The organism is Sphingobium sp. ba1, assembly GCF_000743655.1.
Classification (GTDB): Bacteria; Pseudomonadota; Alphaproteobacteria; order Sphingomonadales; family Sphingomonadaceae; genus Sphingobium.
In genome coordinates this window covers 2,039,962-2,045,753 of the sequence record NZ_JPPQ01000069.1, presented here as the reverse complement: position 1 = coordinate 2,045,753, position 5,792 = coordinate 2,039,962, and the positions used below count along the sequence as shown (strand labels likewise).

Annotated in this window: 5 protein-coding genes and 1 pseudogene; 2 read left to right on the top strand and 4 right to left on the bottom strand. The window is 63.6% G+C overall.

What is annotated here, in order from left to right; genetic code table 11:
• Positions 1-84 precede the first annotated feature (84 nt).
• Positions 85-996: an SDR family NAD(P)-dependent oxidoreductase gene (locus IL54_RS12960; RefSeq protein WP_037476203.1), complete on the top strand. Its 912-nt coding sequence runs from the start codon at positions 85-87 to the stop codon at positions 994-996.
• Positions 997-1,144: 148 nt separating this feature from the next.
• Here IL54_RS12960 and IL54_RS12955 read toward each other — a convergent pair whose 3' ends face one another.
• The 4 genes from IL54_RS12955 to IL54_RS12940 are packed head-to-tail and all read right to left on the bottom strand — an operon-like array spanning position 1,145 to position 5,410.
• Positions 1,145-2,308, bottom strand: a complete 1,164-nt coding sequence (locus IL54_RS12955) for a sulfotransferase family protein (protein WP_037478629.1) — start codon at positions 2,306-2,308, stop codon at positions 1,145-1,147.
• Positions 2,308-3,570, bottom strand: coding sequence for an alkyl sulfatase dimerization domain-containing protein (locus IL54_RS12950; RefSeq protein ID WP_037476199.1), 1,263 nt, complete (start codon positions 3,568-3,570; stop codon positions 2,308-2,310). The genes IL54_RS12955 and IL54_RS12950 overlap by 1 nt, the downstream gene beginning before the upstream one ends.
• Positions 3,567-4,577, bottom strand: coding sequence for a zinc-dependent alcohol dehydrogenase (locus IL54_RS12945; RefSeq protein ID WP_037476197.1), 1,011 nt, complete (start codon positions 4,575-4,577; stop codon positions 3,567-3,569). The genes IL54_RS12950 and IL54_RS12945 overlap by 4 nt, the downstream gene beginning before the upstream one ends.
• Positions 4,578-4,591: 14 nt before the next feature.
• Positions 4,592-5,410 carry an SDR family NAD(P)-dependent oxidoreductase gene (locus tag IL54_RS12940; protein ID WP_037476194.1) on the bottom strand — a complete coding sequence of 273 codons (819 nt, stop codon included), beginning with the start codon at positions 5,408-5,410 and terminating at the stop codon, positions 4,592-4,594.
• Between the two features lie 152 nt (positions 5,411-5,562).
• Here IL54_RS12940 and IL54_RS12935 point away from each other — a divergent pair.
• Positions 5,563-5,792, top strand: a pseudogene (locus IL54_RS12935) (AraC family transcriptional regulator); the annotation flags it as partial.

The following is a 5,792-nucleotide window of genomic DNA, read 5'->3' as shown; positions in this document are numbered from 1 at the left end:
CGCCGCAGCGATATGCGGCGGCGGCCCTTTTGCGTTGCGCGCCCGCCGCTAGGATCGGGCCAGAGTGAGAGAGAGGATCGTAGAATGGACGAGATGCGCTTCGACGGCCGGGTCGCCGTCATCACCGGGGCAGGCCGGGGCCTGGGCCGCGCCTATGCGCTGCTGCTGGCGGCGCGCGGTGCCAAGGTCATCGTCAATGATCCGGGCGTATCGATGCAGGGGGAGGGGGGCGATGCCGGTCCCGCCCAGACACTGGTGGACGAGATATGCGCCGCCGGCGGGCAAGCCGTCGCCTCGACCGACAGCGTCGCAACGTCGCAGGGCGGCCAGGCGATCATCGACACCGCCATCACCCATTATGGCCGCATCGACATCCTGATCCACAATGCGGGCATCGTCCGGCGCGGCTCGCTCAATGAGCTGAGCTATGCGGATTTCGAAACGGTCCTCGACGTCCATCTGCGCGGCGCCTTCCACGTCGTGCGCGCCGCCTTCCCGCACATGACCGCCGCCAACTATGGCCGCATCATCCTGACCGGCTCCCTCAACGGCCTCTATGGCAATGCGGGCGTGGTCAATTATTCAATGGCCAAGGCCGCGATGACAGGCCTGTCCAACGTCGCCGCGATCGAAGGCGCAGCGCACAATATAAAGAGCAACATCATCCTGCCCGGTGCCGTCACCCGCATGGCCGACGGCCTCGACACCAGCGCTTACCCGCCGATGGACCCGGACCTTGTCGCCCCCACCGTCGGCTATCTGGCGCATGAGGAGTGCGCGGTGACCGGCGAAATGCTCATCGCCATGGCCGGCCGCGTCGCCCGCGCCTATATGATGGAAACCAAAGGCGCGTTTCGCCCCGACTGGACCATCGAACAGATCGCCGAAAATCTCGACACCATCCGCGCCACCGACAACGCCCTCCACTTCGCACCCGTGCCGGACGGCCATATGGACCATCTCCGCTATTGCTTTGAGATGGCGCGAGCGGGGTAAACTCATCTTTGCGCGACGGAGGTGTTCGCCGTTTTGCCTTCGCCTCCTTCCTCCGTTCGCCCTGAGCTTGTCGAAGGGCCGCACTTCTTGAACAGAAGGGCAAGGCTTCGACAGGCTCAGCCCGAACGGGGTAGATGAGGCCGGTCACTTATGCCCTGCACGCAATCCCAAACCGCGCCGTATAATCCCGGAAATGCGCATGTACACCCGCGCGATCCAGCCCGTAATCCGCCAGATCATAGCTATGCTTGCCATGCTTGCCCTGCGGATTGGCATCCAGCATCGCCTGCATCGCAGCCTCCGCCTCCGCCGTCAGCGCCGTATCGAACCGCGCATAGAGCCGCCGCATCTCGCCGATCGGGTCGCGCACCTGCGCGTCATACTGAATATCGTGGATCGAATCCCAGCCATGCTTCTCCCGATAGGCCAGCATCCGTTCGATCATCAGGTCGAAGGTGCGCAGCTGCGACTTGCCGACCTCGACCGGATCGACATCGTCGCTAAACATCTTGCGCACCTGATAAACAAGGCTGCACGCCGACGCGACGACATCGGCGGGGTCGCGGTGCGTCATCACCAATTGCGCATCGGGATAGACGGTCGTCAGATCATCCAGAAACAACGGATGCCAAGGATTTTTCAACGTCCATTGCCCGCCCTCATTCTCCTGCAACATCTGGAACAACCGCTTCTGATAGCGGAAGGCAGGCAGGTAGCTCGTGGAAAACAACCACTTCTGATAGCTCGGAATATTGAGCACCGAGTCATAATATTGTGCGCAGAAGGACGGTGCCATCGAAAATTGGCACTCGGTCGGGCTGTCCGCATCCTCATGATGCATCGCCGAAATATGCGGCGCATATTTGAGCATCATGTCGAGCCGCGCCTGTTCCGCCACATAGCGCGGATCGCTGCTCAGAGCGCCCTTCGCCGCTGGCGGCACGCTGTTGAACGCTTCCCAGCGCAGGAAGCACCGCCGCGCCGGATCGGCATTGAGCAAATTGATCGTCAGCGTCGTGCCGGTCCGCGGCAGCCCGAATACGAACAGCGGCTTGTCCACCGGCGCATCCAGCAACGCAGGATGCTTCGCCAGATAATCCTCGACCTGCAAGCGGTTCGCCAGCGTGGCAGTAATCTGCTGCGCCCAACGGCCCTGCGCCGCCTCGGTCAGCTTCGCCTCGCCATTGATCGCATCGATCAGGACATACAGCCCTTCCAATATCGCCTCATCGCCCAGATCGGTCAGCCCCGTCTGTTCGCGCGCCGCCGCAATCAGCGCGTCAGCGTCCAGCCCTGCGATGGTGGTGGTCATCATCCTTCTCCCTTTTCTGTTTGGCTGGCGAGGCGCTTCTCCGTCTCGGCGATCTCCGCCTTCAGCCACATGGTTTCCGACAGGTTCGTGCTGCCGCTCGCCGCCAGCAATTGCGCCAGCGCTGCCTTGCGCACGCTCAATCCCGCTTCATGATCGGGCACAGCTTCCAGCGCGATGTCCAATAAATGCAGCGCTTCCAGCGGCCGCCCCGCCGCCACATGCCCATGCGCCCGCCCCACGATCGCGCCTGCACCGCCAGCCAGTTCGACCAGATCGGCACTCACCGCCGAACGCGGCACGCCATAGAGCGCGGTCGTGCCATCGGCATAATGGAACCAGCCGCCATTTTCTTCCCAGATGGCGCGCACGACCCAGCTGGTCTTGCCATGAAATTCGCCGATCTTCAGGTCATCGGGCAATGCAATTTCGCGCATCAATTCCTGCACGGTCTTGCCCGCATTCATCCCCGCGATCGTCTCGCGCTCCAGATAGCTGACCGCCGCGTGCATCGCGTCCAGATCGGCGCGGATGCGCGCCGCCCCTCTGATCGGATCGCCATGGCCGCTAATCACCAGCTCCGCGCCCAGCGCCCGCACCTGCTCGACCGAGCGCAAGTAAGCGCGCACCAGCCGGGGCTTGTCGCCGCGCATCGTCACCAGATTGGGCATCGCCCGCCACACCGGGCCGAACAGATTGCCGGTAAAGACGGTCTTTTCCTGCGGCATCCACACGAACACCGAATCCAGGCTTTCACCCCCCGGCGTCTTGACCACCTCGAACGCGCGCCCGCCCTGCGCGAAGGCAAGGCTGGTCGCGACCTCCACATCCGGCACGATTACCGGCGGCTTGGGCGGCGGCCCGTCGCGCCGCGTCATCGACGCCCACAGCTTGCCCGACCGGCGGCCCAGAAAAGGGGCCAGCCGCTCGAAATAGTCCACCGTCTCGCCAAAGCCCGACCCGACAATGACTTGCGTGCCGTCCTCCATCTGGTCGGGCAGCGCGCCATAATGGTCGGCATGGGCCTGCGTCACGATAATACGCTTGAGCGGCCCGTGGCGATGCGCGGCAAACAACGCATTGTTGCGCGCGCCATTGCCCAGAAAGCCGGTATTGATGAGCAAATCCCCATCGCCCGTCGTCACCAGATAGGCGTTGGAAATATCCTTCACCATGAAGATGCCCTCGCCGATCCGCTCGGCGTCGGTCTGCCCCTGTCCGCCCATGACGAGCGCGCCAAGCGGCGTCTGCGGCGTGTCGCTCATGCCGCGTCGTCCGCAAATTCGATCATCACCTTGGCCGATTGCGGCTGTGCGGCAATATCCAGCCCCTCGATCACCCGATCGAACGGCAATCTATGGCTGATCAGCGCCGCAATTTTGTCCTGCAAACGCGGCATCGCCGCAATCACATCGGGCATTTCGGTCGGATAGCCAACAGCCGTCGTAATCGTCATCTCGGTGGTCAGCATCGGCCCGGCCGGCAGTTCGATGGGCTTGAGGTAAGCCGCCGTAATCACATGCCGCGCATGCGTCTTGGCCAGCGTCACCACGTCGCGCAAGATCGACGGCGCACCTGCCGCATCGATATAGGCGTCGGTCAGCGCCTTCTCCCGCCCGAACACAATCACCGTGCCATGGATCGCCTTGATCCGCGCGATCGCATCCTCGCGCGCTGGATTGATCGTCTGCGCGCCCAGCGCCCGCGCCCGTTCCAGCCGCTCCTCCGCCAGATCGAGCGCGATCACATCGCACCCCCGGTCCACCGCCCAGAGGATCATACCAAGGCCAATCGGCCCGCAGCCGAAGATCACGACCTTGTCGCCCGCCTTCGCCTGCGCCCGATTGACCCCGTGCATCGCGACCGACAGCGGCTCGCACATCGCCGCGACATCATAGGATATACCCTCAGGGATCGGCAGCAAACTGTCGCCCAGCCGCGCGTCGCGCACCAGCAATTCCTCGGTAAACGCCCCCTCCGGCCCGCCGCTGCCGATATAGCTGGGCGTCATCATCGGGTTGATGATGACGCTTTGCCCGACCGAAACGCCGGTCACGTCCGCGCCCACGAACAGCAGCTCGCCCGCGCCCTCATGGCCCAGCGCCGTCCGCCTGCCCGGCGTCGGGATGCCGCCATTTTTAATGTAGCTCAGGTCACTGCCGCAAATGCCGCAGGCCTTCATCTTGACGACCACATCCTTCGGCCCGGCTTCGGGCCGTTCATAGGGGTCCAATCGCACGTCATCGACGTCATGAATGGTGAGCAGGCGCATGGGGCGGCTCCCGATCAAAAGGCGTAAGGGGGATAGATCAGGCTGCCGCCATCGATCACGATCGTATCGCCGCTATGAAATCGCGATGCATCGGAGCAGAGATAGGCACCGATCCCCTCGAAATCTTCGATCGCACCGGGCCGATGGATCGGCGTCTTGGCGGAAAAATGTGCGTCGACCGCCGCCATGCGCGCCTTCATTTCCTCGCTCATGCCCTGATCGCCGCCGATGCCGGTCTTGACATATCCCGGTGCGATGCTGTTCGCGCGGATCTCATATTTGCCCAGTTCCGCCGCCATGCCGCGCACCGCTGCGCCCATGCCGCCTTTCGACGCCGCATAATTGTTTATGCCGGGCATCCCGTGGAACATCGACAGGCTACCGCAATAGACCAGGCTCCCGCCCGGCTCGCCCGCTTCGGCGCGCGCGACCATCGCCTTGGCGCCTTCGCGCAAGGTGAAGAAAGCCCCGTGCAGGTTCACCGCCAGCAAGTCATGCCATTCGGCCGCGTCCAGCGTCAGCACCGACCGACTGCGCGACGCGCGACCCGAATTGGCGAACACGCAATCGACCCGGCCGAAATCGGCCAGCAATTGCGCATAGCCCGCAATGATCGCTTCCTCCGATGCCACTTCCACCTGATAGGTTTCGACGCGCGCCGCGCCCGCCGCCAGCAAATCGGCCTTCGCCGCTGCATTCTTGTCCGCATTGCGCGCCCAGATGGCGATCTTGCCGCCCATCTTCGCCACGCCGCGCGCAAAGCCCAGGCCAATGCCGCCATTGCCGCCGGTCACCAGCGTTACCTTGTCCGAACAGTCGAAAAGACCCGCCACCTATCGCTCTCCTATGAAATGTCGCCGCCCGACGGCGGTCCTTTGCTGCGCGCGATTGTCGATCAGCATGGGACAGGCCGCAATTGACCTGTCTGTAGAGATCAGGCCATAACCGCTATATCGAGCCAAGACATCTATGCCCCGGAGCGCCCGTGCCGCCAGCCGAAACCTATGCCGAATCGCTGTTCGAGGCGGAACTGATCGTGCCGTCCGCGCTGATACGCATCATGCGCCTGCATCTCGATCAGCCGACCGACCGGCTCTTCTACCGCACCGACCATTATTGGCTCGACCTGTGCCTGACCCCGCGCCCTGAAAAGGCGCGCGGCTGCTATCGCGACCGCTGGGGACCGCATCGCTACGAACCATTGGGCGAAATCTT

Excerpts from the sequence above, each read along its gene's own strand:
- IL54_RS12950 (WP_037476199.1), bottom strand. The coding sequence starts at position 3,570 with ATGAGCGACACGCCGCAGACGCCGCTTGGCGCGCTCGTCATGGGCGGA.
- IL54_RS12945 (WP_037476197.1), bottom strand. The coding sequence starts at position 4,577 with ATGCGCCTGCTCACCATTCATGACGTCGATGACGTGCGATTGGACCCC.
- IL54_RS12955 (WP_037478629.1), bottom strand. The coding sequence starts at position 2,308 with ATGACCACCACCATCGCAGGGCTGGACGCTGACGCGCTGATTGCGGCG.
- IL54_RS12960 (WP_037476203.1), top strand. The coding sequence starts at position 85 with ATGGACGAGATGCGCTTCGACGGCCGGGTCGCCGTCATCACCGGGGCA.